The organism is Bacillus sp. DU-106, from assembly GCF_004799705.1.
GTDB classification, from domain to species: domain Bacteria; phylum Bacillota; class Bacilli; order Bacillales; family Bacillaceae_G; genus Bacillus_A; species Bacillus_A cereus.
In genome coordinates, this window is sequence record NZ_CP026607.1 from 4,489,598 (window position 1) to 4,511,431 (window position 21,834).

A 21,834-nucleotide genomic window follows, 5' to 3' on the forward strand; every position below is an offset into this window, starting at 1 on the left:
CCCACTCCTTACTGGTTTGCTAGCTGTGGATCGATGAACGCTAATAATGCACTCACACCTACATAAGATAAACCTAAGAAAATAGCTAATGTTACATAAGTAGAGATTCTTTGTGAACGTGGAGATACTGTAATTCCCCAGCTGATGCAGAATGTCCATAGTCCATTTGCAAAGTGGAAAATTGTTGAAACAACACCAACTAAGTAGAATGCAAACATAGCTGGATTGTTTAAAATATCTGCCATCATATCATAGTTTACCTCTTTACCTAACATTGCTTGAATACGAGTTTCCCAGACGTGCCAAGAAATGAAGATCAGCGTAACGATACCTGAAATTCTTTGGAAGACGAACATCCAGTTACGGAAATAACCGTAAGAAACCGCATTGTTCTTAGCTGTAAATGCAATATATAAGCCATATATAGCATGGTACAGTATCGGTAAAAAGATGATGAAAATTTCTAGCGCATACCGGAATGGAAGGAGCTCCATAAAGCCTGCAGCTTTGTTAAAAGCCTCTGCTCCTCGTGTTGCAAAGTTGTTTACAATTAAATGTTGCGTCAAAAAGACACCAACCGGGATGACCCCCATTAATGAGTGCCACTTACGAAACGTATACTCGCGGCCTTTCATGTCCCCATTACCCCCCTTGAATGTTTGACTGCTGTTTTCAGATTAGTTTATGACAATAATGTTTTTTCACTATTGGCATAAGAAAAACTGAAAAAATTATTCGAAATATTTCAGCATAATTTGATACCAAGTTCATTTTACTCCTATTTTTGTCGAAGCGTCAAGAAAACGTATACATAATTTGCATATAATTTGCCAATTCTTTTTTTCTTCTTATATATTCAGATTTTCCTAAAGAAAAATCTGTTTTTATAAATGTGAAATGTTATATAATAATCCCTATAGAAAGAGGGGAATATTGTGAGTAAAAATACAATCGATACAACATCTTTAGAAGATGTTTCATTGAACGCCTTCGCTTATGAATTGCTACGTGAAGAATTACTACCTGATTTAATCGGCAACGATTTAGATGGTATTTTATACTGGTCTGGTAGAAACCTTGCAAGAAAATATCCGCTAGAAACAATTGAAGAAGTCATTCAGTTCTTTGAAAAGGCTGGCTGGGGCACTTTAAGCATTGTTGAACATAAGCGTCGTGAAATGCAGTTCCAACTTAAAGGCACACTCATCGCAGAACGTCAAAAACAAAAACGACATTCTTCTTATCAACTAGAAGCCGGATTCATCGCTGAACAAATCCAAAAGCAACGGAACGTCGTTGCAGAGTCATACGAAGAAAAGAAAAAACGTTCTGACTCTATTACATTTCTTGTAAAATGGGATATAAAAGATCTCATTGAAGTGTAAGCATTACCTACAGTCAACTAGACATATCAGTTTAGTTGACTTTTTTGTATTTTCATTCAGATGAGTTTATTTTAAATCTTCAGAAATTATACCAAAAAACAGAAGACGTTGTAAACTACAACGTCTTCTTATCTGTTAAATACGTATAAATCGTCTCCGCGACATTTTTCGGCATACCCGCTTCGACAAATTCCTCTATAGAAGCTTCTTTCATCTTCTTTAATGAACCAAAATGTTTTAACAATACCTTTTTCCGTTTATCACCGATTCCTGGAATATCATCCAATGCTGATTGAATGACAGATTTCCCATGTAATTGACGATGGAATGTAATCGCAAATCGATGCACCTCATCTTGAATACGCTGCAATAAATAAAATTCTTGGCTATTTCTCTCAAGCATCACAGGTTCCGGTGGATCCCCAATAATTAAATGGGAGGTTTTATGTTTATCATCTTTTACAAGACCTGCCATCGGAATATATAATCCGAGCTCATTCTCTAAAATATCACTTGCAGCCGCTAGATGGCCTTTTCCTCCATCAATAATAATCAAATCAGGTAAAGGTGAATTTTCTTTAAGCGCCCTTGTATAACGGCGCCTCACAACTTCTCTCATAGACTCATAATCATCTGGCCCTTGAACCGTTTTAATTTTATATTTTCGATACTCTTTCTTCGCCGGTTTCCCATCGATAAAAGCAATCATTGCAGAAACGGGATTTGTTCCTTGAATATTTGAGTTATCAAACGCTTCAATACGATACGGCGTTTCAATCCCAAGCTGCTTCCCTAAATGATCTACCGCTTTAATCGTTCGTTCTTCATCACGTTCAATTAAGTAAAACTTCTCTTCAAGAGCAATCTTCGCATTTTTATTTGCCAATTCTACAAGGTCTTTTTTCTTACCACGTTTCGGCTGCGTCGCTTCCACTTCTAAAAAGCGCTCTACTAATTCCGAGTCTATACTTCCTGGAACGACAATTTCCTTCGGCTTAAAATGACTACTGTTTTCATAAAATTGGCCGATAAACGTTAAAAAACCCTCTTCTGGTTCATCGTAAATTGGAAACATAGAAACATCACGTTCAATTAGCTTTCCTTTTCGAACGAAGAAAACTTGAACACACATCCATCCTTTATCCACTGCATATCCAAACACATCACGATCCACTAAGTCACTCATAATCATCTTTTGTTTTTCCATAATCGCATCAATATGAGCAATTTGATCACGCAACTCTTTTGCACGTTCAAACTCTAGTTTCTCTGAGGCCTCATACATTTTTATTTCTAGTTCTGAACGAACTTCTTTATGTCCACCATTTAAAAACTTAATAATTTCATCTACAATTTCTTTATTTTGTTCTTCCGTCACTTCTTTCACACAAGGCGCTAAACATTGACCCATATGATAATACAAACACACTTTATCTGGCATATTCGTGCATTTCCGAAGTGGATACATACGATCTAGCAGTTTTTTCGTTTCATGAGCAGATTGTGCATTTGGATAAGGACCAAAATATTTCCCTTTATCCTTTTTTACGTTTCGAGTAATGAGTAAGCGCGGTTGCTTCTCCGCCGTAATTTTAATAAAAGGATATGTTTTATCATCTTTTAATTGAATATTATATTTCGGATCATATTTTTTAATTAGATTTAACTCTAAAATAAGTGCTTCTAAATTCGAAGAGGTTACAATATATTCAAAATCAACAATTTCTCCTACAAGCCGCAGTGTTTTCCCATCATGTGAACCAGTAAAGTACGAGCGCACACGATTTTTAAGCACTTTTGCCTTTCCGACATATATAACCGTTCCTTGCTTATCTTTCATCAAATAACAACCAGGTTGATCTGGTAAAATAGCCAACTTCTCTTTCAAATGTTCGTGCACTCGTCTCCCTCCATTTCTACATACTTAGCATTTTTATTTTCCCTTGAAAACATACTATGCCCAAACACCCAACATACGTTCTTTTATTGTAACGGAAAGACTGTAAAAAAGAAAATAAAAAAAGCTACCAAATGGTAGCTTTTTTTATTTTAGAAGTGTTTAGAAACTAATTCTACTAACGCTTCTTTCGGTTTGTAACCTAACGCTTGATCAACTACTTTACCGTCTTTTAATACGAAAAGAGCTGGAATGCTCATTACTTCGAATTGACGAGCAGTTTCTTGGTTTTCATCAACGTCTACTTTTACTACTTTTACTTTTTCGCCTAGTTCTGCATCAATTTCCTCTAATACAGGAGCGATCATTTTACAAGGTCCACACCAAGGTGCCCAGAAATCTAATAATACAACACCTTCGCTAGTTTCTGCTGCGAAGCTTTGGTCATTTGCGTTTACAATTGCCATTTTATTTCCTCCTTCAAGTATATTCTACCAAGAGTATATCATTAACTTATATACGTGGCGAATAATATGTATCGTTATGTATTGTAACAAAAAAATGTTCCTTTATACTATATAAAAATACGGATTAAATACTAAAAAGATGAGAGACAGGGGATCTCTCACCTTTTTCTATATATAGGGGTACTTCACTTGGAACTCAAGGGTACTTAAATCATGAATGTACTTTTAACTTTTTAAACTCTTCTGTTAAAAGAGGTACAACTTCGAATAAGTCACCGACAATACCATAGTCAGCTACTTTAAAGATACTTGCTTCTGGATCTTTATTAATCGCAACGATTATTTTTGAGTTAGACATACCTGCTAAATGCTGAATCGCACCAGAAATACCACATGCAATGTATAAGTCTGGCGTAACAACTTTACCAGTTTGACCAATTTGTAATGAGTAATCACAGTATTCAGCGTCACAAGCACCACGAGATGCCCCAACAGCGCCGCCTAGTACGTCTGCTAACTCTTTTAATGGCTTAAAGCCTTCTTCACTCTTCACACCACGTCCGCCAGCGATAATAACTTTTGCTTCAGAAAGATCCACACCTTCTGCTGTTTTACGGACAACATCTTGAATGATTGTACGTAAATCTTTCACATCAACTGTAATAGAAGATACGTCACCGCTGCGAGACTCATCTTTTTCCAGAGTTGCAATATTATTTGGACGCACTGTCGCAAATAAGATGCCGTCTGTTACAATCTTCTTCTCGAATGCTTTACCAGAGTAAATTGGACGAGTGAAGATAACATTTCCACCTTCAACCTCTAAAGCAGTTACGTCAGAAACTAAACCAGCTTCAAGCTTCGCTGCTAATTTTGGTGATAAATCTTTACCAAGTGCTGTATGTCCAAAAACGATACCTTCTGGATTTTCTTCAGCATGTACAGCTAAAAACGCTTGTGCATAACCATCAGATGTATATGATTTTAATTTATCATTTTCAACTGTCACAACGCGATCTGCACCGTAATGAATCAATTCATTTGCAAAAGAGGCAACGCTGTCTCCAATTAGAAGACCTACTACTTCACCGCCTTCTGCAATTGTTTTTGCTGCTGCTACCGCTTCAAAAGAAACGTTACGTAGCGATCCATCACGAACTTCACCCATTACTAATACTTTACGAGCCATAGATTTTCCCTCCTGCATATATAATTTCGTATTTTATTAGATTACTTTCGCTTCTGTATGGAGCAACGATACAAGTTCTTTTACTTGATCTTGCAGCTCGCCTTGTAACACTTTTCCTGCATCTTTCTTAGGAGGCAAATAGATTTCAATTGTTTTTGTCTTTGCTTCCACATCATCTTCTTCTAAATCTAAATCATCTAATTCTAATTCTTCTAGCGGCTTTTTCTTCGCTTTCATAATACCTGGAAGCGATGGATAACGCGGTTCATTTAAACCTTGCTGTGCTGTTACTAAAACTGGTAATGAAGTTGCAATCACTTCTGTATCACCTTCAACATCACGCTCAATCTTCACATTTGTACCGTCAATTTCAAGTTTTGTAATTGTCGTTACATATGGAATATTTAACGCTTCAGCTACGCGTGGCCCTACTTGTCCAGATGCACCATCAATTGCAACGTTTCCGCCTAAAATTAAATCTGCATCTTTATCTTTTAAATACTCAGCAAGTACTTTTGCTGTCGTGAACTGGTCACCATTTTCTACATCATCTTCAATATTAATTAATACCGCTTTATCACAGCCCATTGCTAATGCAGTACGAAGTTCTTTCTCACTATCTTCGCCACCGACTGTTACAACTGTAACTTCTCCACCTTGTGCGTCTCTTACTTGAATTGCTTCTTCAATTGCATATTCATCGTAAGGGTTGATGATGAATTCCGCTTCGCCATCGTAAATTGCACCGTTTTTAATTACGATTTTTTCTTCTGTATCAAATGTTCGTTTCATGAGTACGTAGATGTTCATTCCATTTACCCCCTTGTTTTTCAGAAAGATTCTATCAATTTTAATTTTCTGTTAATTTATATTAAAAAAATAATTGAACTACCTGCCACTAAATGAAGGTTTACGCTTTTCTAAAAATGCGGCTACACCTTCTCTTCCATCTTCACTCGTAAATACTTCACCAAAAATTTGTGATTCACGTTGTACACCTTCATAGTAATGAGACGATTTTGTCGTTTGCAATAACTCTAGTACAGCACGAGTTGTTGCTGGACTTTTTCCAGCAATTTGTTTTGCAACTTTAAGCGTATCATCTAAAAGAGATTCTTCAGAGAACAATCCGTTAACAAGTCCCCACTTTAATGCTTCTGCACCAGTAATTGGTGTACTTGTTAACATCATTTCACAAGCTTTCGCTTTCCCAACATAACGTGGTAAGCGCTGTGTACCTGCAAAGCCAGGAATTAATCCAAGTGTTAATTCAGGTAAACCAAGTTTTGCACTTTCAGTTGCAAAGCGCATGTGGCAAGACATAGCAAACTCAAGGCCGCCGCCCAGTGCCGCTCCATGAATTGCCGCAATAACTGGTTTTGAACATTTTTCAACACGCTCAAACGTAACTTGTCCAAGCTGTGCTAATTCTGTTGCTTGCTTCGCTTCAGTAACAGATGTAAATTCTTTAATATCTGCTCCCGCTGAGAAGAAACGTCCTTCACCGTGAATAACAACAACACGAATGTTATCATCCTTTTCCACTTGATCAATTAATTCAGTAACATCATGCATAACTTGTGAAGACATCGCATTCGCTGGTGCGTGATTTAATGTCGCCACCGCGATATGATCTTCAACTCTTACAGATAGGAATTTCAACATGATCCCTCCCATTATTGACGATAACCACAAGCTGCAATAAGTAGCCCGTGTACCGTTTTTGAAAGTGCGACCAGATCATACTTATGATCGCTCATTACCCAATTGGTCACAACTTCATCTACTGTTCCAAAGATCATTTGTCTTGCCACGCGAACATTTAAATCTGCTTGAAATTCACCTTGTTTTATACCAGTCTCTAAAATCTCATCCATAACTTGTAAGTAGCCTTTTAATACTTCATTTATTTTAAGGCGCAAGTCTTGATTGGACTGCCTTAGCTCTAATTGCGTAACGATAGCAAGAGGATCATTTTGCGACAACAGCAAGAAGTGCGTTTCTACCAACATGAATAACTTCGATACAGCGCTTTCAATTCCTGCTGTTTTTTGACGAATTGTTTCGACAAATTCTCCCATCTTCTCTTGGAATAAGGATATTAATATATCTTCTTTATTTTTAAAATATAAATAAATCGTGCCATCAGCTACCCCAGCTTGCTTTGCGATTTTAGAAACTTGCGCTTGGTGGTACCCATTCTCCGCAATCACAATGACTGCCGCATCAATAATTTGATTGTATTTCGGTCTATTTTTCTTCACTTTACTGTCCCCTTCAAGAAGATGACTGAATGAATAGTCATTCATATTCTTATAATACTGACTATTTAGAAAAGTGTCAATCCTATTTTTTCAAAAAGAAAGGGCCTTAGCCCGTTTGCTCATCCTCATTCTTTCTCTTCTCTTCATCTATTAGAACACGGCGTAAAATTTTCCCTACTGTCGTTTTTGGCAATTCATCTCTAAACTCATATACTTTCGGCACTTTATAAGCCGCTAAATATTTACGTGCAAACTGATTTAATTCTTCCTCAGAGCACTCCGTACCTTCTTTTAACACAACAAATGCTTTAACCGTCTCTCCTCGGTATGGATCTGGAACTCCAATTGTCACTACTTCTTGCACTTTTTCATGCTCATATAATACTTCTTCAACTTCACGAGGATACACATTAAATCCACTCGCGACAATCATATCTTTCTTGCGATCTTTTACATAGAAGAATCCATCTTCATCCATGTAGCCAACATCACCTGTATGGAGCCAGCCATCTTGCAATACAGCCGCTGTTTCCTCTGGCTTATTCCAATATCCTTTCATAATTTGAGGGCCTTTCACTACAATTTCACCTATTTCTCCTGGCGGTAATGCCTCACCAGTTTCAAGCGACATAATGATTGCTTCTGTATCTGGCCACGGAACTCCGATGCTACCTGGCACTCGCTTTTCCCATAAAAAATTACTATGTGTAACCGGAGAGGATTCTGTTAAACCATATCCCTCTACTAGTTTACCACCTGTAACTTTTTCGAACTTTTCCTGTACTTCTACTGGCAGTGGTGCTGATCCACTAATACAAGCACGAATAGAAGAAATATCGTATTCTTTTAAAAGCGGACTATTTAAAAGAGCGATATAAATAGTTGGTGCCCCTGGAAACAATGTCACTTTATGCTTCTTAATCGCTTCAAAAACCATTTTCATATCAAACTTTGGAATAAGGACCATTTTGTATCCTTGCATAATACTTAAATTCATAACAGCTGTCATACCATAAACATGGAAAAATGGAAGAACCCCAAGAACGACTTCTTCTCCTTCTTTGCAATTATATAACCATTGAACTCCCATTAACGTGTTAGAGACGAGGTTTTTATGCGTTAACATAACTCCTTTCGGAAATCCGGTTGTTCCTCCTGTGTACTGTAAAAGAGCTAGATCATTTTCAGGATCACAAGGCACCTCAACATTCGTATTCACTTCTTTTTCTACTGAATTCCAAAGATGAATCGTTTCACTCTCTGATACTTTCACAACTAAATTCGACTGTTTTTTCTGCACAAATGGATACAATAGATTTTTAGGGAATGGTAAAAAGTCTGCAATACGAGTTACGATAATATGCTCAATTTTTGTAGCAGATTGAACATTCGTTACTCTTGGAAACACTAAATCGAGACAAAGAATTACTTTTGCTCCCGAGTCATGAAGCTGATATTCTAATTCCCTTTCTGTATACAGTGGATTGGTTTGTACTACGATACCTCCCGCAAGTAATGTACCGTAATAACCAATTACAGCTTGCGGACAATTCGGCAACATAATAGCAACTCGATCACCCTTTTCCACACCGAGCTTTTGAAGATAATTTGCAAACCGCTTCACCTTATCATGGAAGTCCGAAAACGTAATATCCTTCCCTAAAAAGTGAAGCGCTTTCTTTTCTGGGTAGCGAGAAGCCATCTGTTCTACATATCTATGAAGCGGCTGAATATCATAAGAAACCGTACTCGGAATTTCCTCTGGATAACTTTTCAACCATGGTTTTTCCACCTTCATTCCCCCTTCAAATACATAAAAAATAAATGAATGTTCATTCATGATGGTTATTTTCATTATATTATAGTCACCATAGCGTTACAATCATAATATTCTGACTTTTATATAACTATGCTTTACTTCATTAACTTCTTATTATATGTAGAAACTCTCTTAATCTTAAAAGAGTAAAAGAGTTATGGCTTAGCTCAATCTTATTATCGTTAACACTGCTCCTGGGGTAGTTGTTGATAATGTTGCGACAGCTAACAAACCAAATAATTGTAAACTAATAGCATCTCCTGCTGCAAGAGTTGTAATAATTGTTGCACTAAATGATGTGGTTGCTACCGCAGGAGAATTTATCGTCCCAGCAAGTGCCCCTCCATTAATTGTAATCCGTGAACTGACTAATAATGAAGCCGTTATATTAATTGTATATGAAATATAATAATTACCAGCATTTGCAACCGTAAATACTGTGTTTCCACCAGAAACAGTAATTCCTGGACCGGTGTTTTGATTATTTGGAAGCGGGACATTCGTTCCACCAAGAACTACCGATATCGCTGTTCCCGACGTATTATTTGCAAATGCATATGTCGCCGTGATACTTGTACCTGTAGCCCCGGTTGAACCCGTTGAGCCCGTCGCTCCTGTTGCTCCTGTCGGACCTGTTGAACCCGTCGTTCCCGTTGGACCGGTTGAGCCTGTTGCTCCCGTTGGGCCTGTCACTCCTGTTGAACCCGTCGCTCCCGTTGCCCCGGTTGAACCTGTTGCTCCCGTCGGACCCGTTGCTCCTGTTATTCCTGTCGCTCCCGTTGGACCCGTTGAACCTGTCGCTCCCGTTGCCCCGGTTGAACCTGTTGCTCCCGTTGGACCTGTTGAACCCGTCGCTCCCGTTGCCCCTGTTGAACCTGTCGCTCCTGTTGGGCCTGTTGGACCCGTTGCCCCTGTTATTCCTGTCGCCCCCGTTGGGCCTGTTGCCCCTGTTATTCCTGTCGCTCCTGTTGGACCCGTTGCCCCTGTTATTCCTGTCGCTCCCGTTGGGCCTGTTGCTCCTGTTATTCCTGTCGCTCCCGTTGGACCTGTGTCGCCTGTTACTCCTGTCGCCCCCATTGGGCCTGTGCCACCTGTTGCTCCTGTTGCTCCCGTTGGGCCTGTGCCACCTGTTGCTCCTGTTGCTCCCGTTGGGCCTGTGCCACCTGTTGCTCCTGTTGCCCCCGTCGGACCGGTTGGACCAACCTTAGGAACTGTCCCATCGCAACTAAAACAGCATGAATCAACATGTACACCATTTTGATTATTACACCCACAATATCCATTTACGTTATTGCTCCATGAAGACATGTTGATCACTTCCTTTACATTCGATCTTTTTAGCGCAATCACCGACTTAAAAAACACCTATCTAAATAACAAAGAAATACTTTGCCTAGTTGGGGATAAAACACAGATTTCCTCCATACATTCTAGTAATTATTACATGCGATTCACTCTCCTTTTGCTTGTACTTTCGCCTTATCTCCACAGACTATTAACAATACACATTACACTATCGTACACAGCCACTTTCCCATTTAAACTTTCCACATTCGCCAATATTTTTAGTAAAGAGGCTTATTCTTCATAAATAGCGACTATAATATATAAAAATCCGTATAGTTCGTTATTTTTCGTCAAAATTTTAAAAATATATTGACACTTAAAATATCCTCATAGTATGATTTGGGTGTTGTAATTGATAACCATTTTCACTTATGGTACTAGTTACAAAAAACACTTAATTTGGGGGCAGAAGATGAAGAAAATTCTCAGTATTTTCATAGTAGTTCTTCTATTCGCTGTTGGATGCGGACAGCAAAAAGAGGAGAAAAAAGAAACAAAAGCGGACAATAAAAATCAAGCTCTAACAATTAAACACGCTGAAGGGGAAACGAAGTTAGATAAACCAGCAAAAAAAGTAGTTGTACTTGAGTGGGTATATTCTGAAGACTTATTAGCACTTGGTGTTCAGCCAGTAGGGATGGCAGACATTAAGAATTATAATAAATGGGTAAATACAAAAACAAAACCGAGTAAAGATGTTGTAGATGTAGGGACACGTCAACAACCAAACTTAGAAGAAATTAGCCGTTTAAAACCAGACTTAATTATTACAGCTTCATTCCGTGGTAAAGCAATTAAAAATGAATTAGAGCAAATTGCACCAACAGTTATGTTTGATCCATCAACAAGCAATAACGATCACTTTGCTGAAATGACAGAAACATTTAAACAAATTGCAAAAGCAGTTGGAAAAGAAGAAGAAGGTAAAAAAGTATTAGCTGATATGGATAAAGCATTCGCTGATGCAAAAGCAAAAATTGAGAAAGCAGACTTAAAAGATAAAAACATCGCAATGGCACAAGCATTTACTGCTAAAAACGTACCAACATTCCGTATCTTAACTGACAATTCTTTAGCTTTACAAGTTACAAAAAAATTAGGTCTAACAAATACTTTTGAAGCAGGAAAATCTGAGCCAGATGGTTTTAAACAAACAACTGTAGAATCATTACAAAGTGTACAAGATTCAAACTTCATTTACATTGTAGCGGATGAAGATAACATTTTTGACACGCAACTAAAAGGCAACCCTGCTTGGGAAGAATTAAAGTTCAAAAAAGAAAACAAAATGTATAAATTAAAAGGCGACACTTGGATTTTCGGTGGTCCTGAGTCTGCAACATCTTTAGCAACACAAGTAGCAGATGTAATGACAGCGAAGAAGTGATTACACAATGAATAGCTTACAACATACACTTCGAGCAAGTCTTGTATTCGGAGGAGGAGCAGCTCTCTTGCTCCTCCTTTTCTTTATTCATATCGGACAAGGTCAAGCAAACATTTCCTATAGTATGATTATTGATGCTCTTATCTCACCGAACCAATCACTAGAACATCAAACTTTAATTATGCTTCGATTACCTAGAGCTGTAATTGCCATTTTAGCTGGAGGCGCTCTTGCTGCATCAGGGGTTATTTTACAAACGTTAACGAAAAATCCACTTGCTGAATCCAGTACAATGGGTATTCACTCTGGCGCATATTTCTTTCTAGTAGCGGCTACAATTTTCTTACCGAAAGATTTACAAATTAATTCTCTTCTGTTCACATTTATCGGCGGTGCTATTACTGCTTTATTTGTATACCGTATTTCTGGTGGAAAAAAGGGAACCCCACTTAGAATGGCATTAGCTGGTATGGTCGTTACATTAATGCTCTCTGCCTTTACCGGAACGATGCAGCTTTTCTATGAAAATGAAACAGCTGGTTTATTTTTATGGGGAGCTGGCTCTCTTATTCAAAATAACTGGGATGGCGTTCAATTTGCTTTTCCATTTATCATTATTTCTTTCCTAGTTTTACTATTTATGTCTCGTAAACTCAACATTCTCTTACTTGGTGATGATGTTGCTATTTCTCTTGGTGAAAAAACAGCAGTAACACGTCTTATCGCCTTCATTGCTGCAATCTTTTTAACAGCAGTAATTGTTACTGTTGTTGGACCAATTGGCTTTGTCGGCTTAGTTGCACCTCATTTAATGCGCCTTATCGGATACCGTCAACACTTTACTCTTCTTCTCTCTTCTTTCTTATGGGGGGCAGTATTATTGCTTGGAGCAGATGTTGTCGGTAGATTAATAGATCCAACCGGTGCAGAACTTCCTGTTGGGGCAGTCACAGCAATGATTGGATCTCCTTGGCTTATTTACTTAGTGTATCGAATGATGAAATCGAAACAATATATGAATGATAACGGTGCGAATGCAGCTGGAGCTAGTTCCCGCTATTACTCTTATAAAAAGGTAATCATTATATCTATCACACTTTGTATTGTGACGATTGCTCTTGGTGTTACAATCGGTAGTAACGCTTATATCGAAAGCATTACTAATGTTATATCAGGTCAATTAACACAATTTGACAAAAATATGATGATGAATCTTCGTTTACCAAGAATGCTCGTTGCTGCTATTGCTGGCGCATGCCTTGCAATAAGTGGGCTTGTTTTCCAAAGTATATTACGAAACCCACTTGCCGATCCTTCTATTATTGGTATTTCATCGGGAGCTGGTGTCGGTGCTTTAACGATTATGTATGTCTTTCCTGCACTTCCTGGTTTCTTCCTACCAATTGGTGCATTTATTGGCGGACTACTTGCAGTTGGAATTGTCCTCTTCTTCTCTTGGAAATCAGGATTTAGTCCAACAGCTCTCGCTTTAATAGGGATTGGTATTTCTGCGCTTGGCTCAGCAATTATTCAAATCTTTATCGTTAGAGCCAATTTGAATGTTGCCGCTGCTTTAACATGGTTATCTGGCAGTACGTATGCAAGAGGGTGGAATCACTTAGAAAATATCATTCTATATCCATCTCTAATTCTTGTATTCATTATCTTTTTCTTAATAAAACAACTTGACGTTCTCGTACTGGGAGACGATTTAGCAACTGGACTTGGGCAACCAGTAAATAAAACACGTCTTGCTCTAATTGTGCTAGCGACACTACTTGCGTCAGTAAATATCGCTGCTGTCGGTACAATTGCCTTTTTAGGCCTTGTCGCACCTCACTTAGCAAGAATTGTTGTTGGTATGAACCATCAAAGACTATTCGTTTGCTCAGCACTGTTTGGAGCAATTCTTCTTTCCATTGCTGACTTACTCGGCCGAACAATTGCATATCCGAAAGAAATTCCTTCTGGTCTTGTCGTCGCTGTACTTGGAGCACCTTATTTCTTATGGTTGATGAGGAAGAGTGGGAAGAAAGTTAATTAAAAAGGAGGCTTCTTGTTAGAAGCCTCCTTTTTATATACTAAATAAAGTGAAACTTTAATTAGTGGGGGGGTTCTTCATCCCCACTGATTATTAACCCAAACCAATTGGGCTTTTATGAGCAGTGGATCTCCCACCTAACTTCTTTGCTCCAGCCGAATCTTGAGGTGGGAATTTTACTGCAGGTGAATAGCGGGATAAATTACTCTGATCTCACTAATTTCACAGATTCAGTACTCCCCATAAACTCATGATATACAGTTAATGTGTTCTCCTCAATTTTCAAATCAGCCTTATGCTTTATTTCCCCCACTAAAAATACAAGCTCTACAGAAATAATCCCTTGGTCCACACTTAATATTCGAAAGTCTCCTATAGTAGTCCCTTTCCCAAAAATATTATGTTCCATAAATTCTCCGCCTGTTTTCTCACTATTAATAGATTCTATTTCCAACCCAACTGGCCTGTCTGTACTTTCTGATGACATCCAAGACCCCTTTAACTTTCCAATATCAGCCTCTTTTTTCTTTTCATTTTTTAACTCTTCCTCTTTTTTCTTAACTTCTGCTTGTTGAGTTAGTAAGCCATCTATTTGCTTATTCAGCTCTTCGGCCCGTTGATTTTCCGAAATAAATTGTTGATTTTGGCCAGTATCGTTAACAATTTTATTTACTATCCCTTTAGCCTCTTCATACTTTTTATCATTCTTTAACTTCTCTGCCTTTTCCAATTGACCTATATATTGACCTTTTAACTCTTTATGCTCTATGAGCGAATCTTTTTGTTCTTTCGCTTGACTTTGAAGGATTGCGGAACCATCTTTCATCTTTTCTACTTCTTGAAACAAACCTATTGCTTGTTCTATATTTCCACTCGATTTCTCTTTTATCGAACTTATCATCTTAGTAGTTTGGTCTTTTAATACCTTTGCTTCTTTATCATCCTTTTTCTCTTCTAATGCTAGCTCAAATGATGCTACTGCCGTGTCATATTCTTTACTCGCTAACGCCAATTTCCCTTGATCCATTGCTTTTTTATAGGTTTCATTGCTACATCCTACCATTAAAAATAAAATTATGATTCCTAAAATCAATCTTTTCATAATATCCCCCTGAATTAATATAATTCTATATACACTCAATAGTATCATAAAATTTATATATAAAATTTTAAATACCATTATTAAAACATAAAGGGAACTTGTCATTTCTTCTCGAACTTAATCTATGAACATAAGTAGAGGGGGATAACAATAATGTACCAAACAATTGAAGGCTTCTTGCAATCATGGACATACGAAGCAGAGTCTACTCAGAAAATGCTTGATTCATTAACCGATGCATCTTTATCACAAGAAATTGCACCTGGACATTGGACGTTAGGAAGAGTCGCTTGGCATATCGTGACGGCAATTCCTGTTATACTATCTGGCACAGGGCTAAAGTTTGAAGGAGAAACGAAAGATTATCCTGTCCCAACTTCTGCAAAAACAATTGCAGATGAGTACCGTAAAGTGAATGCGGCTTTTGTTGAAGCACTTCAAAGTAAATGGACTAATAAAGATTTAGCAACTATTAATGACTTCTTTGGTCGCCCTATGCCGAATTCTATATTTTTAATGACACTTATTAATCATCAAAATCATCACCGCGGGCAAATGACGGTTTTAATGCGACAAGCCGGCTTAACAGTTCCTGGCGTATATGGCCCCGCAAAAGAAGAATGGGCTGCGGCTGGAATGGAAGCTCCTAAAATGTAACGACAAAAAAGACAAGGTGTTTACACATCTTGTCTTTTTCTGTAACTTGTTTCATGTGAAACTATTTTTTCTAAATGGTTGTTTTATGGAATATATAGGTTAAAATGAATACATATTACGAAGAGGGGTAACCAAATTGAATACAAAAAATAAAAAAATAGCTATGGGAACTATTTTACTAACTTCTATTATTGGAGTTATTAGTGTATCTCTTTATTTCACCTATTATGGTACCCCTTGGGGAAAACAAACAGCAATTACGGAATCAAAAGAGTATATTACAAAATATTTTAATCTAGATGCAGAAGTCAAAAACACTTCTTACGATGCTAAAATGAATAGCTATGCAATCGCCTTTGAAACAAATAAAGACGGAGAGTTTACTATCGAATATAAAAGTCCTAATAACTTTAATATTTCTCCAGAAGTACAAGCGTATTTAAGCAAACACTCCAAATTTACAGAGTAGTAACGAAGCATACATATACAAAAAAGGAGTTAGTATAACACCAACTCCTTTTACGTATTCTTATCATACTGCTATATCTTCCTTCTCTATATTTTTAATGCCGTAATACGCAATCACAACTCCAATTGCTGCGAGTGCTAGTTGAAGGGGAAGAAAAGTTGCTGTAGAAAACTCTGGGTTGCCATTCATTGCAATTGTGACAACGATAAGAGATGAAACAATTGTAGTTGGCACGGAGCGTTTACGCATTCCGAAATATAATGGGATTAAACTCATCCCCGCAGTTGCAATGGCTAAAGGAACTAGTTTTATTCCTTCTTGCATCAATTGATCTACTGTAAATGAATTAGGAAGAATTGAAAAATAGCTATCTATACCAAAGAAAACTCCTACTACTAAAATGTTAGATACAATAACTGTTATAAATGTTACTATCGCTGTAATAGCCAACTTACTAGCCATCATTTTCTTCCGATTAATAGGGTAAGAAAACATAAGTAGTATTGTTTTATTTTTATATTCACCAATTATTAGCCTTGCGATTAATACACTACCAAAAACAATAAACGTTGCTCTTACTATTGTGCTAGCCATTAACAATATCGTCTCTGGATTCCTTATTTCTGCATCACCTTCTACTTGAGCAATGATGCTCACAAAGATCATTAATGCCAGTATAACAATATTTGCAATAATTGCTCTCTTCACGTACCAACCAAGCTTAAACTTTTTCAATTCTAGCTTCATTAAATGTAGCATGATAGTGTCCTCCTTCCTCCTAAGATTTAATCAATATAAATGACTCCTGTTTCACTTAAAATCTTCGCTTCATTTTTTACATCACCAATCGTTCCTACTTTTATTTTTTCTGTATTTTTATCTTTCTTAAGTCCTTTTAAATCCACTATTACGTCAGCCGAATTACTTTTAGCCATAAGCTTCAATGATGCCGGGACACCTTTATACCGTACGCCAATATCCCCTGATTTTGTTTCTATAAATAATGATTTTCCTTCTGTCATACCTTTCAGCAATACTTCCCCAAATGTTGAAGTGATGTTCATATTTGAGTTACTTACATTTGTTATATAGTTATCACCAGTCGTAGACTTTATATTTAATTCTTGTACTGAACTATCTTTTACAACTAACTCTCCACTTTGCGATATGAATTCACCTTTCTCGGCTGATAGTCCTACAATCATTCCATCCCCAGATTTACCTTTCGTCACGATACTTTTTACTACTATATCTCTTATTTTCACATCACCTGATTTATTATTTAATACAATTTTATCTATTTCTTTCTTCGGAATAGCTATACATATACTATTCTTCTTCCTAAACGTAAAACCATTAAAAAATTTGTTCGCCTCTTGTTTTTGCTTAACCATAATTTTATTTTCATCATTTTCTATTTTGACGGGATCTATCTCTTTATCTGCTTGTTCACCTTGAGCGGAAATTATTATTTTATTAGCGTCTGTACTTTTAAATTCAAGATTCCAGTTTTCATTGTCTACTTCTATTTCTTTTATATTATTTATCTCAAAAGACTTTTCTTTCTTAAAATCTTTCCCCTGAAATATCTTAAAACCAAAAACCGCACTAGCAATTGTAATGAATAATATTGCAATTACTATTATTTTTTTCACTATTCATACCCCAGTTCGTTTTCGTTTTAAGCTTGCTTCACGCCACATCGATCTTGTCGATTTTACGAAACGATAGATAACTAATGAAAATTCCTAATAAACAGAGCACGATTGGGATAGCTATAAAATCAAACATACTTACTTGACCGTTTCCAGGACCATAGTTACCACTAATCAGCAAGCCAATTATTACTGCTGAAGTAATCGTTGTCGGTGTCGATTTCTTTCTCATTCCAAAAAATAAAGGAATTAAACTTATACCAGATATCATAAATGCACTTATAATAGTACCTGGAACCATAGCTATTATTTCACCTATCGTAGCAGGTGTTTCAATCAGTCCCATCATTGGACTCACAAAATATACGAGCAAGCTAATAATGAAAGTCGCGATAATCGTGCTCACAAAACAAAAACAGAAAACAATTGTTAATTTCGCACTCATTAGCATTTTCCTTTGTAGCGGATACATAAATGATAGTTGTATCGTTTTGTTCTTATACTCATCAATTACTAAACGTGATAAAATGACTGAACTAAAAATAATGAATGTTATCCTAATAAAAATATTTACTAAAGCCATGTTCTGTGTGAAGTCAAAGAAGAGCACGTCTCCCTCGGCTTTCATTCCCCATGCCATAAGGCTTACTGCAGCGAAAATTGCTATAATACAAATTGCTACACTTTTAAAGTAACTAGATAATTGATGTTTCTTCCATTCGAGCTTCATTAATTTAAACATATAAACCACGCCTCCATTCTTTATATACCTGTCTCTACGCTGCTAACATTCTAATTCCAGCAGTAACGAAGCTTAACATTCCTATCACTAGTAGGATTAACAACCATTTCCGCTCTGGTTTTCTATAATATAAAATTCCACTTACTAGCATTACGATAAATCCACTTACCAGGTTCAGCCACAGTCCATTAAGCATGAATGCCCTCTCCATCCATTACATTTAAGAAATATTCTTCTAAGGAACTATGTTTCTTATTAATACTTTCAATTTCCACATCGTTCATAATAAGTGCTTTGGAAATGGCTTGCTGTGTCACCGCCACTTCATAAACCCGAATCATGTTTCCACTCATTATTTTGTAGTTTTTTATACCAAGTTTATCTTCTAAAATATAAGCTGCACGCTTCACATCAGGAACAGTAATTTCAATGTACTCTGTTTGTTTTCCGTTAATACTCTTCATTGAAACTTCTTTTATTAGTTTTCCATTTTGAATGACACCAATTGTATCCGCCATTAATTCCATCTCACCTAAAATATGGCTAGAAACTAATAATGTAATGCCATATTCTTTGCAGAGCATTTTAAATAAGTCTCTTAATTCTTTAATACCAATTGGATCTAAACCGTTAATGGGTTCATCTAAAATGAGTAATTCTGGCTTTGTTACGATTGCCCTTGCAATACCGAGTCGTTGTTTCATTCCTAATGAAAAATCTTTTACTTTTTTATTATCTATACCTTGCAGCTTCACTAAATGTAAAGCATGGTCAATTTCATTTTTATCGTAATAGCCCATATATTCACAATGTAATTCTAAGTTTTCTTTCGCCGTTAATTTATCATAAAAGATTGGATATTCAATAATCGTCCCCATTCTCTTTAATACTTCATAAGATGTATCTGTTAACTTCTCACCGAAAATTTCAATCTCACCGCTCGTCGGTTTTATTAAATTTGTAATCATTTTCATAATCGTTGTTTTACCAGCACCGTTTGGTCCTAAAAAACCGTAAATTTCTCCTTTTTTCACATGCATGTTAACACCGGAAATAACTTCTTTCCCTTTAAACACTTTCGTTAACTGATTTGTTTTTAATATATATGTCATGTTACTTTCCCCTTTCGCAATACTCTATATTTCTATAATAGACAACGGAAATCTCTTTTTTCTTACCCGTTTCTTACAAATTCCTTACGCTGAAAAAAAGCTTGTAGAATCTACTGCTCTACAAGCTAAAACTGTATCTTTGTTAATACAATTGTAAAAATTGTTTTTTCATACGGTTTACTAGAAAGATGGATTTTTCCATCCATCGCTTCCACCAGTCTTTTCGTAATCGTTAACCCTAAACCGCTTCCTTGGTACAATCTATTTCTCGAATCTTCAAGTGTGTACATACGCTCAAACACTTTATCAATATGAGATTCATCAATCCCTTTTCCTGTATCCCATACGTCTATATACACATTCGTTTCATCATCTCTTAACGTCATACCCAGTATCTTTCCATCGTCTCCATATGTAATTGCATTTGATATTAAATTGTTCAATACCCTACCTAATACTTCTACATTTCCAAGTGCATATATATTTCTTTCTGGTATATCAATATGAACTTGAAACCCTTTCGCCGTCACTAAATCATAAAAAGATAAAATCTTCTCACGACAAACTTCATTCATATTTACTTTTGTCATTTCAATTGCTTTGTCACCAGATTCTAATTTTGCCAAGTCAAAAAACTTATGAATTAACTCCATCACTTCTAGTGTTTTCGTATGCACTTTTTCAAGTAATATTTGTTGTTCTTCTTTATTTATCGTTTTATCCTTATTTAACATTTCTGTATATCCAAGAATAACTGTTAGTGGTGTTTTCAAGTCATGCGAAATATTTGAAAGCATTTTTCTCATCGAAATTTCTACTTTTGCATGATCTGCATTCGTTTTCTGTTTTGCATCTAATAATTGATTAATTGCCACTAATAATTTTTGCAATTCTAGATCATCTGTCATAACGAGTAACGTCTCGCCTGTTTTGTCATTTACAATACTTTCTAACTTTTCATATGTGTATCGTAAATTTTTACTACTATTTTTTCTCATTTTATATTGTATGTAAATGACACATAACAATATAAAAATAATACTTATTAACAAATTGACCATATTACATCACTTCCAACTTATAGCCGATACCCCATAACGTTTTAATATATTCTGGATTAGATGGATCACTTTCGATTTTCTCACGCAACCTTCTCATATGAACATTAATAACGTTATCGTCACCGTAATACTCTTCGTTCCAAATTAGTGTATATATTTGTGCTTTTGTAAATACACGATTTTGATTTTTTACAAACAATTTTAGAATCTCAAATTCTTTTAAAGTAAGTTTGAGAGGCTTCCCGTTTTTTTCCACAGTAAAATTAATTGGATCAATCGTTAAATCACCAATTTGAATCATCTTTTCTGTTGTTTCTGTAGCCGAATATTTCGTAGATCTTCGAATACCTGCCTTTACACGTGCAGCTAATTCAATCATAGAAAATGGCTTACAAATGTAATCATCTGCTCCAAGTCCTAATCCAACAGCTTTATCAACATCTGTATCTTTTGCCGACATCATTAAAATCGGAACAGCACTTTTTTCTCGAATGATTCGTACAACCTCTAAGCCATCTAGCTTCGGCATCATAATGTCGAGGATAATCAAATCAAATGAACCTTTTAAATATGTGTTCACGCCTTCTTCTCCATCAGACGCAATTGTTACTTGAAAGCCCTCTTTTATCAAATACTTTTCCACCATCTCTTGAATTGAGAGATCATCTTCAACTAATAAAATATGATGTGACATATGTCTATCCCCTTTTTACAAACGTTAACAACTCAATTGTATCGTAACTACTACAGACTTGAAACAAATATATGAATTTTCAAACCAACTTCCCTTCCTTCCTTAACAATGATATGATGAAATTCACTACGATTGTTCATAATTAACTTTATATAAAGGAGACTTATCATGTCAGAAAACAAAAAAGTAAGCTTAGCTGATTTAATGCGCGAACAACTTGCTAAGAAAAAGCAAGGAAATGGAAATGGTCAAAATGCAAAAAATCAAAGCCAAGAAACGAAAAAATTACAAAACCAACAAACAAAGAAAACAAACAACCAACGTAGACGTACAGGTGTGTAAATGAACGGACAAAAACGTTCTAATATCGCGCCCGGTCTTGAAGTTGATATTGTATTAAAACAAGATCAACGAACAGGCAAATTAACACGTGGAATTGTAAAAGATATTTTAACAAACTCCCCTTCCCATCCGCATGGCATTAAAGTGCGATTGCAGGACGGACAAGTCGGTAGAGTACAAAATATCGTTCAATAAGAAAAGGAG

24 protein-coding genes are annotated in these 21,834 nt (G+C 36.4%); 7 read left to right on the forward strand and 17 right to left on the reverse strand.

Annotated features, from left to right (window positions below):
* Positions 1-8: 8 nt before the first annotated feature.
* Positions 9-635, reverse strand: a complete 627-nt coding sequence (sdhC, locus tag C3Y97_RS22835) for a succinate dehydrogenase cytochrome B558 (RefSeq protein WP_000678354.1) — start codon at positions 633-635, stop codon at positions 9-11.
* A 300-nt stretch (positions 636-935) separates the two neighbouring features.
* On the opposite strand from sdhC, the gene C3Y97_RS22840 reads away from it, so the two are divergent.
* A complete protein-coding gene (locus C3Y97_RS22840) occupies positions 936-1,385 on the forward strand; it encodes a YslB family protein (protein WP_000042226.1) in 450 nt (149 codons plus the stop codon).
* Positions 1,386-1,500: 115 nt separating this feature from the next.
* Here the strand turns inward: C3Y97_RS22840 and uvrC are convergent, their stop codons facing one another.
* The 8 genes from uvrC to C3Y97_RS22880 form a co-directional block, all read right to left on the reverse strand.
* Positions 1,501-3,285 carry an excinuclease ABC subunit C gene (gene uvrC, locus C3Y97_RS22845; RefSeq protein ID WP_000544296.1) on the reverse strand — a complete coding sequence of 595 codons (1,785 nt, stop codon included), beginning with the start codon at positions 3,283-3,285 and terminating at the stop codon, positions 1,501-1,503.
* Positions 3,286-3,434: 149 nt separating this feature from the next.
* Complete coding sequence (gene trxA, locus C3Y97_RS22850; RefSeq protein ID WP_001018943.1) at positions 3,435-3,749, reverse strand: thioredoxin; 315 nt, start codon at positions 3,747-3,749, stop codon at positions 3,435-3,437.
* A 211-nt stretch (positions 3,750-3,960) separates the two neighbouring features.
* On the reverse strand, positions 3,961-4,938 hold the full coding sequence (gene etfA / locus C3Y97_RS22855; protein ID WP_000101945.1) for an electron transfer flavoprotein subunit alpha: 978 nt from the start codon (positions 4,936-4,938) through the stop codon (positions 3,961-3,963).
* A gap of 36 nt (positions 4,939-4,974) precedes the next feature.
* Positions 4,975-5,748, reverse strand: coding sequence for an electron transfer flavoprotein subunit beta (etfB, locus tag C3Y97_RS22860; protein ID WP_001029028.1), 774 nt, complete (start codon positions 5,746-5,748; stop codon positions 4,975-4,977).
* A 78-nt stretch (positions 5,749-5,826) separates the two neighbouring features.
* Positions 5,827-6,603: an enoyl-CoA hydratase gene (locus C3Y97_RS22865; RefSeq protein ID WP_000911292.1), complete on the reverse strand. Its 777-nt coding sequence runs from the start codon at positions 6,601-6,603 to the stop codon at positions 5,827-5,829.
* Between the two features lie 11 nt (positions 6,604-6,614).
* Positions 6,615-7,202, reverse strand: coding sequence for a fatty acid metabolism transcriptional regulator FadR (locus C3Y97_RS22870; RefSeq protein ID WP_000742223.1), 588 nt, complete (start codon positions 7,200-7,202; stop codon positions 6,615-6,617).
* Between the two features lie 106 nt (positions 7,203-7,308).
* Positions 7,309-8,994 carry a long-chain-fatty-acid--CoA ligase gene (locus tag C3Y97_RS22875; protein ID WP_000414746.1) on the reverse strand — a complete coding sequence of 562 codons (1,686 nt, stop codon included), beginning with the start codon at positions 8,992-8,994 and terminating at the stop codon, positions 7,309-7,311.
* A 189-nt stretch (positions 8,995-9,183) separates the two neighbouring features.
* Positions 9,184-10,329, reverse strand: a complete 1,146-nt coding sequence (locus C3Y97_RS22880; RefSeq protein ID WP_136363666.1) for a BclA C-terminal domain-containing protein — start codon at positions 10,327-10,329, stop codon at positions 9,184-9,186.
* Between the two features lie 451 nt (positions 10,330-10,780).
* On the opposite strand from C3Y97_RS22880, the gene C3Y97_RS22885 reads away from it, so the two are divergent.
* Positions 10,781-11,755, forward strand: a complete 975-nt coding sequence (locus tag C3Y97_RS22885) for an ABC transporter substrate-binding protein (protein WP_000722826.1) — start codon at positions 10,781-10,783, stop codon at positions 11,753-11,755.
* A gap of 7 nt (positions 11,756-11,762) precedes the next feature.
* Positions 11,763-13,799, forward strand: coding sequence for a Fe(3+)-hydroxamate ABC transporter permease FhuB (gene fhuB / locus C3Y97_RS22890; RefSeq protein ID WP_001087088.1), 2,037 nt, complete (start codon positions 11,763-11,765; stop codon positions 13,797-13,799).
* A gap of 199 nt (positions 13,800-13,998) precedes the next feature.
* On the opposite strand, the gene C3Y97_RS22895 is transcribed toward fhuB, so the two are convergent.
* Positions 13,999-14,898: a tetratricopeptide repeat protein gene (locus C3Y97_RS22895; RefSeq protein WP_000825580.1), complete on the reverse strand. Its 900-nt coding sequence runs from the start codon at positions 14,896-14,898 to the stop codon at positions 13,999-14,001.
* Between the two features lie 153 nt (positions 14,899-15,051).
* On the opposite strand from C3Y97_RS22895, the gene C3Y97_RS22900 reads away from it, so the two are divergent.
* Together C3Y97_RS22900 and C3Y97_RS22905 are read left to right on the forward strand one after the other, a co-directional pair.
* Positions 15,052-15,555, forward strand: coding sequence for a DinB family protein (locus tag C3Y97_RS22900; RefSeq protein WP_000284980.1), 504 nt, complete (start codon positions 15,052-15,054; stop codon positions 15,553-15,555).
* A gap of 136 nt (positions 15,556-15,691) precedes the next feature.
* On the forward strand, positions 15,692-16,024 hold the full coding sequence (locus C3Y97_RS22905; RefSeq protein WP_001093296.1) for a YfjL-like protein: 333 nt from the start codon (positions 15,692-15,694) through the stop codon (positions 16,022-16,024).
* A gap of 63 nt (positions 16,025-16,087) precedes the next feature.
* Here C3Y97_RS22905 and C3Y97_RS22910 read toward each other — a convergent pair whose 3' ends face one another.
* The 7 genes from C3Y97_RS22910 to C3Y97_RS22935 form a co-directional block, all read right to left on the reverse strand.
* Positions 16,088-16,783 carry an ABC transporter permease gene (locus C3Y97_RS22910; protein WP_000902926.1) on the reverse strand — a complete coding sequence of 232 codons (696 nt, stop codon included), beginning with the start codon at positions 16,781-16,783 and terminating at the stop codon, positions 16,088-16,090.
* 26 nt (positions 16,784-16,809) lie between these two features.
* A complete protein-coding gene (locus C3Y97_RS22915) occupies positions 16,810-17,679 on the reverse strand; it encodes a DUF4097 family beta strand repeat-containing protein (protein ID WP_088322125.1) in 870 nt (289 codons plus the stop codon).
* A gap of 37 nt (positions 17,680-17,716) precedes the next feature.
* A complete protein-coding gene (locus C3Y97_RS22920) occupies positions 17,717-18,421 on the reverse strand; it encodes an ABC transporter permease (protein WP_000475552.1) in 705 nt (234 codons plus the stop codon).
* Positions 18,422-18,455: 34 nt separating this feature from the next.
* On the reverse strand, positions 18,456-18,617 hold the full coding sequence (locus C3Y97_RS27920; protein WP_000931817.1) for a hypothetical protein: 162 nt from the start codon (positions 18,615-18,617) through the stop codon (positions 18,456-18,458).
* On the reverse strand, positions 18,610-19,533 hold the full coding sequence (locus C3Y97_RS22925) for an ABC transporter ATP-binding protein (protein WP_000221069.1): 924 nt from the start codon (positions 19,531-19,533) through the stop codon (positions 18,610-18,612). Before C3Y97_RS22925 ends, C3Y97_RS27920 begins: the two co-directional genes overlap by 8 nt.
* A 125-nt stretch (positions 19,534-19,658) precedes the next feature.
* Positions 19,659-20,594 carry a HAMP domain-containing histidine kinase gene (locus tag C3Y97_RS22930; RefSeq protein WP_000247686.1) on the reverse strand — a complete coding sequence of 312 codons (936 nt, stop codon included), beginning with the start codon at positions 20,592-20,594 and terminating at the stop codon, positions 19,659-19,661.
* A 1-nt stretch (position 20,595) separates the two neighbouring features.
* Positions 20,596-21,288 (reverse strand): response regulator transcription factor, encoded by a 693-nt coding sequence (locus C3Y97_RS22935; protein WP_000018056.1) that lies wholly within the window; start codon positions 21,286-21,288, stop codon positions 20,596-20,598.
* A gap of 168 nt (positions 21,289-21,456) precedes the next feature.
* Between C3Y97_RS22935 and C3Y97_RS27925 the strand changes: the two genes are divergently transcribed.
* Together C3Y97_RS27925 and C3Y97_RS22940 are read left to right on the forward strand one after the other, a co-directional pair.
* Positions 21,457-21,630 (forward strand): hypothetical protein, encoded by a 174-nt coding sequence (locus C3Y97_RS27925; RefSeq protein WP_001293578.1) that lies wholly within the window; start codon positions 21,457-21,459, stop codon positions 21,628-21,630.
* Positions 21,631-21,825 carry a YwbE family protein gene (locus C3Y97_RS22940; RefSeq protein ID WP_001014310.1) on the forward strand — a complete coding sequence of 65 codons (195 nt, stop codon included), beginning with the start codon at positions 21,631-21,633 and terminating at the stop codon, positions 21,823-21,825. It abuts the gene before it with no gap.
* Positions 21,826-21,834 lie beyond the last annotated feature (9 nt).

What these genes read in the sequence shown, in the direction of transcription:
- etfB (WP_001029028.1), bottom strand. Translation starts at nt 5,748, where the DNA reads ATGAACATCTACGTACTCATGAAACGAACATTTGATACAGAAGAAAAA.
- C3Y97_RS22920 (WP_000475552.1), bottom strand. Translation starts at nt 18,421, where the DNA reads ATGTTTAAATTAATGAAGCTCGAATGGAAGAAACATCAATTATCTAGT.
- C3Y97_RS22925 (WP_000221069.1), bottom strand. Translation starts at nt 19,533, where the DNA reads ATGACATATATATTAAAAACAAATCAGTTAACGAAAGTGTTTAAAGGG.
- C3Y97_RS22910 (WP_000902926.1), bottom strand. Translation starts at nt 16,783, where the DNA reads ATGCTACATTTAATGAAGCTAGAATTGAAAAAGTTTAAGCTTGGTTGG.
- C3Y97_RS22895 (WP_000825580.1), bottom strand. Translation starts at nt 14,898, where the DNA reads ATGAAAAGATTGATTTTAGGAATCATAATTTTATTTTTAATGGTAGGA.
- C3Y97_RS22940 (WP_001014310.1), top strand. Translation starts at nt 21,631, where the DNA reads ATGAACGGACAAAAACGTTCTAATATCGCGCCCGGTCTTGAAGTTGAT.
- C3Y97_RS22935 (WP_000018056.1), bottom strand. Translation starts at nt 21,288, where the DNA reads ATGTCACATCATATTTTATTAGTTGAAGATGATCTCTCAATTCAAGAG.
- C3Y97_RS22880 (WP_136363666.1), bottom strand. Translation starts at nt 10,329, where the DNA reads ATGTCTTCATGGAGCAATAACGTAAATGGATATTGTGGGTGTAATAAT.
- fhuB (WP_001087088.1), top strand. Translation starts at nt 11,763, where the DNA reads ATGAATAGCTTACAACATACACTTCGAGCAAGTCTTGTATTCGGAGGA.
- trxA (WP_001018943.1), bottom strand. Translation starts at nt 3,749, where the DNA reads ATGGCAATTGTAAACGCAAATGACCAAAGCTTCGCAGCAGAAACTAGC.
- sdhC (WP_000678354.1), bottom strand. Translation starts at nt 635, where the DNA reads ATGAAAGGCCGCGAGTATACGTTTCGTAAGTGGCACTCATTAATGGGG.
- C3Y97_RS22930 (WP_000247686.1), bottom strand. Translation starts at nt 20,594, where the DNA reads ATGGTCAATTTGTTAATAAGTATTATTTTTATATTGTTATGTGTCATT.
- C3Y97_RS27925 (WP_001293578.1), top strand. Translation starts at nt 21,457, where the DNA reads ATGTCAGAAAACAAAAAAGTAAGCTTAGCTGATTTAATGCGCGAACAA.
- etfA (WP_000101945.1), bottom strand. Translation starts at nt 4,938, where the DNA reads ATGGCTCGTAAAGTATTAGTAATGGGTGAAGTTCGTGATGGATCGCTA.
- C3Y97_RS22885 (WP_000722826.1), top strand. Translation starts at nt 10,781, where the DNA reads ATGAAGAAAATTCTCAGTATTTTCATAGTAGTTCTTCTATTCGCTGTT.
- C3Y97_RS27920 (WP_000931817.1), bottom strand. Translation starts at nt 18,617, where the DNA reads ATGCTTAATGGACTGTGGCTGAACCTGGTAAGTGGATTTATCGTAATG.
- C3Y97_RS22865 (WP_000911292.1), bottom strand. Translation starts at nt 6,603, where the DNA reads ATGTTGAAATTCCTATCTGTAAGAGTTGAAGATCATATCGCGGTGGCG.
- C3Y97_RS22900 (WP_000284980.1), top strand. Translation starts at nt 15,052, where the DNA reads ATGTACCAAACAATTGAAGGCTTCTTGCAATCATGGACATACGAAGCA.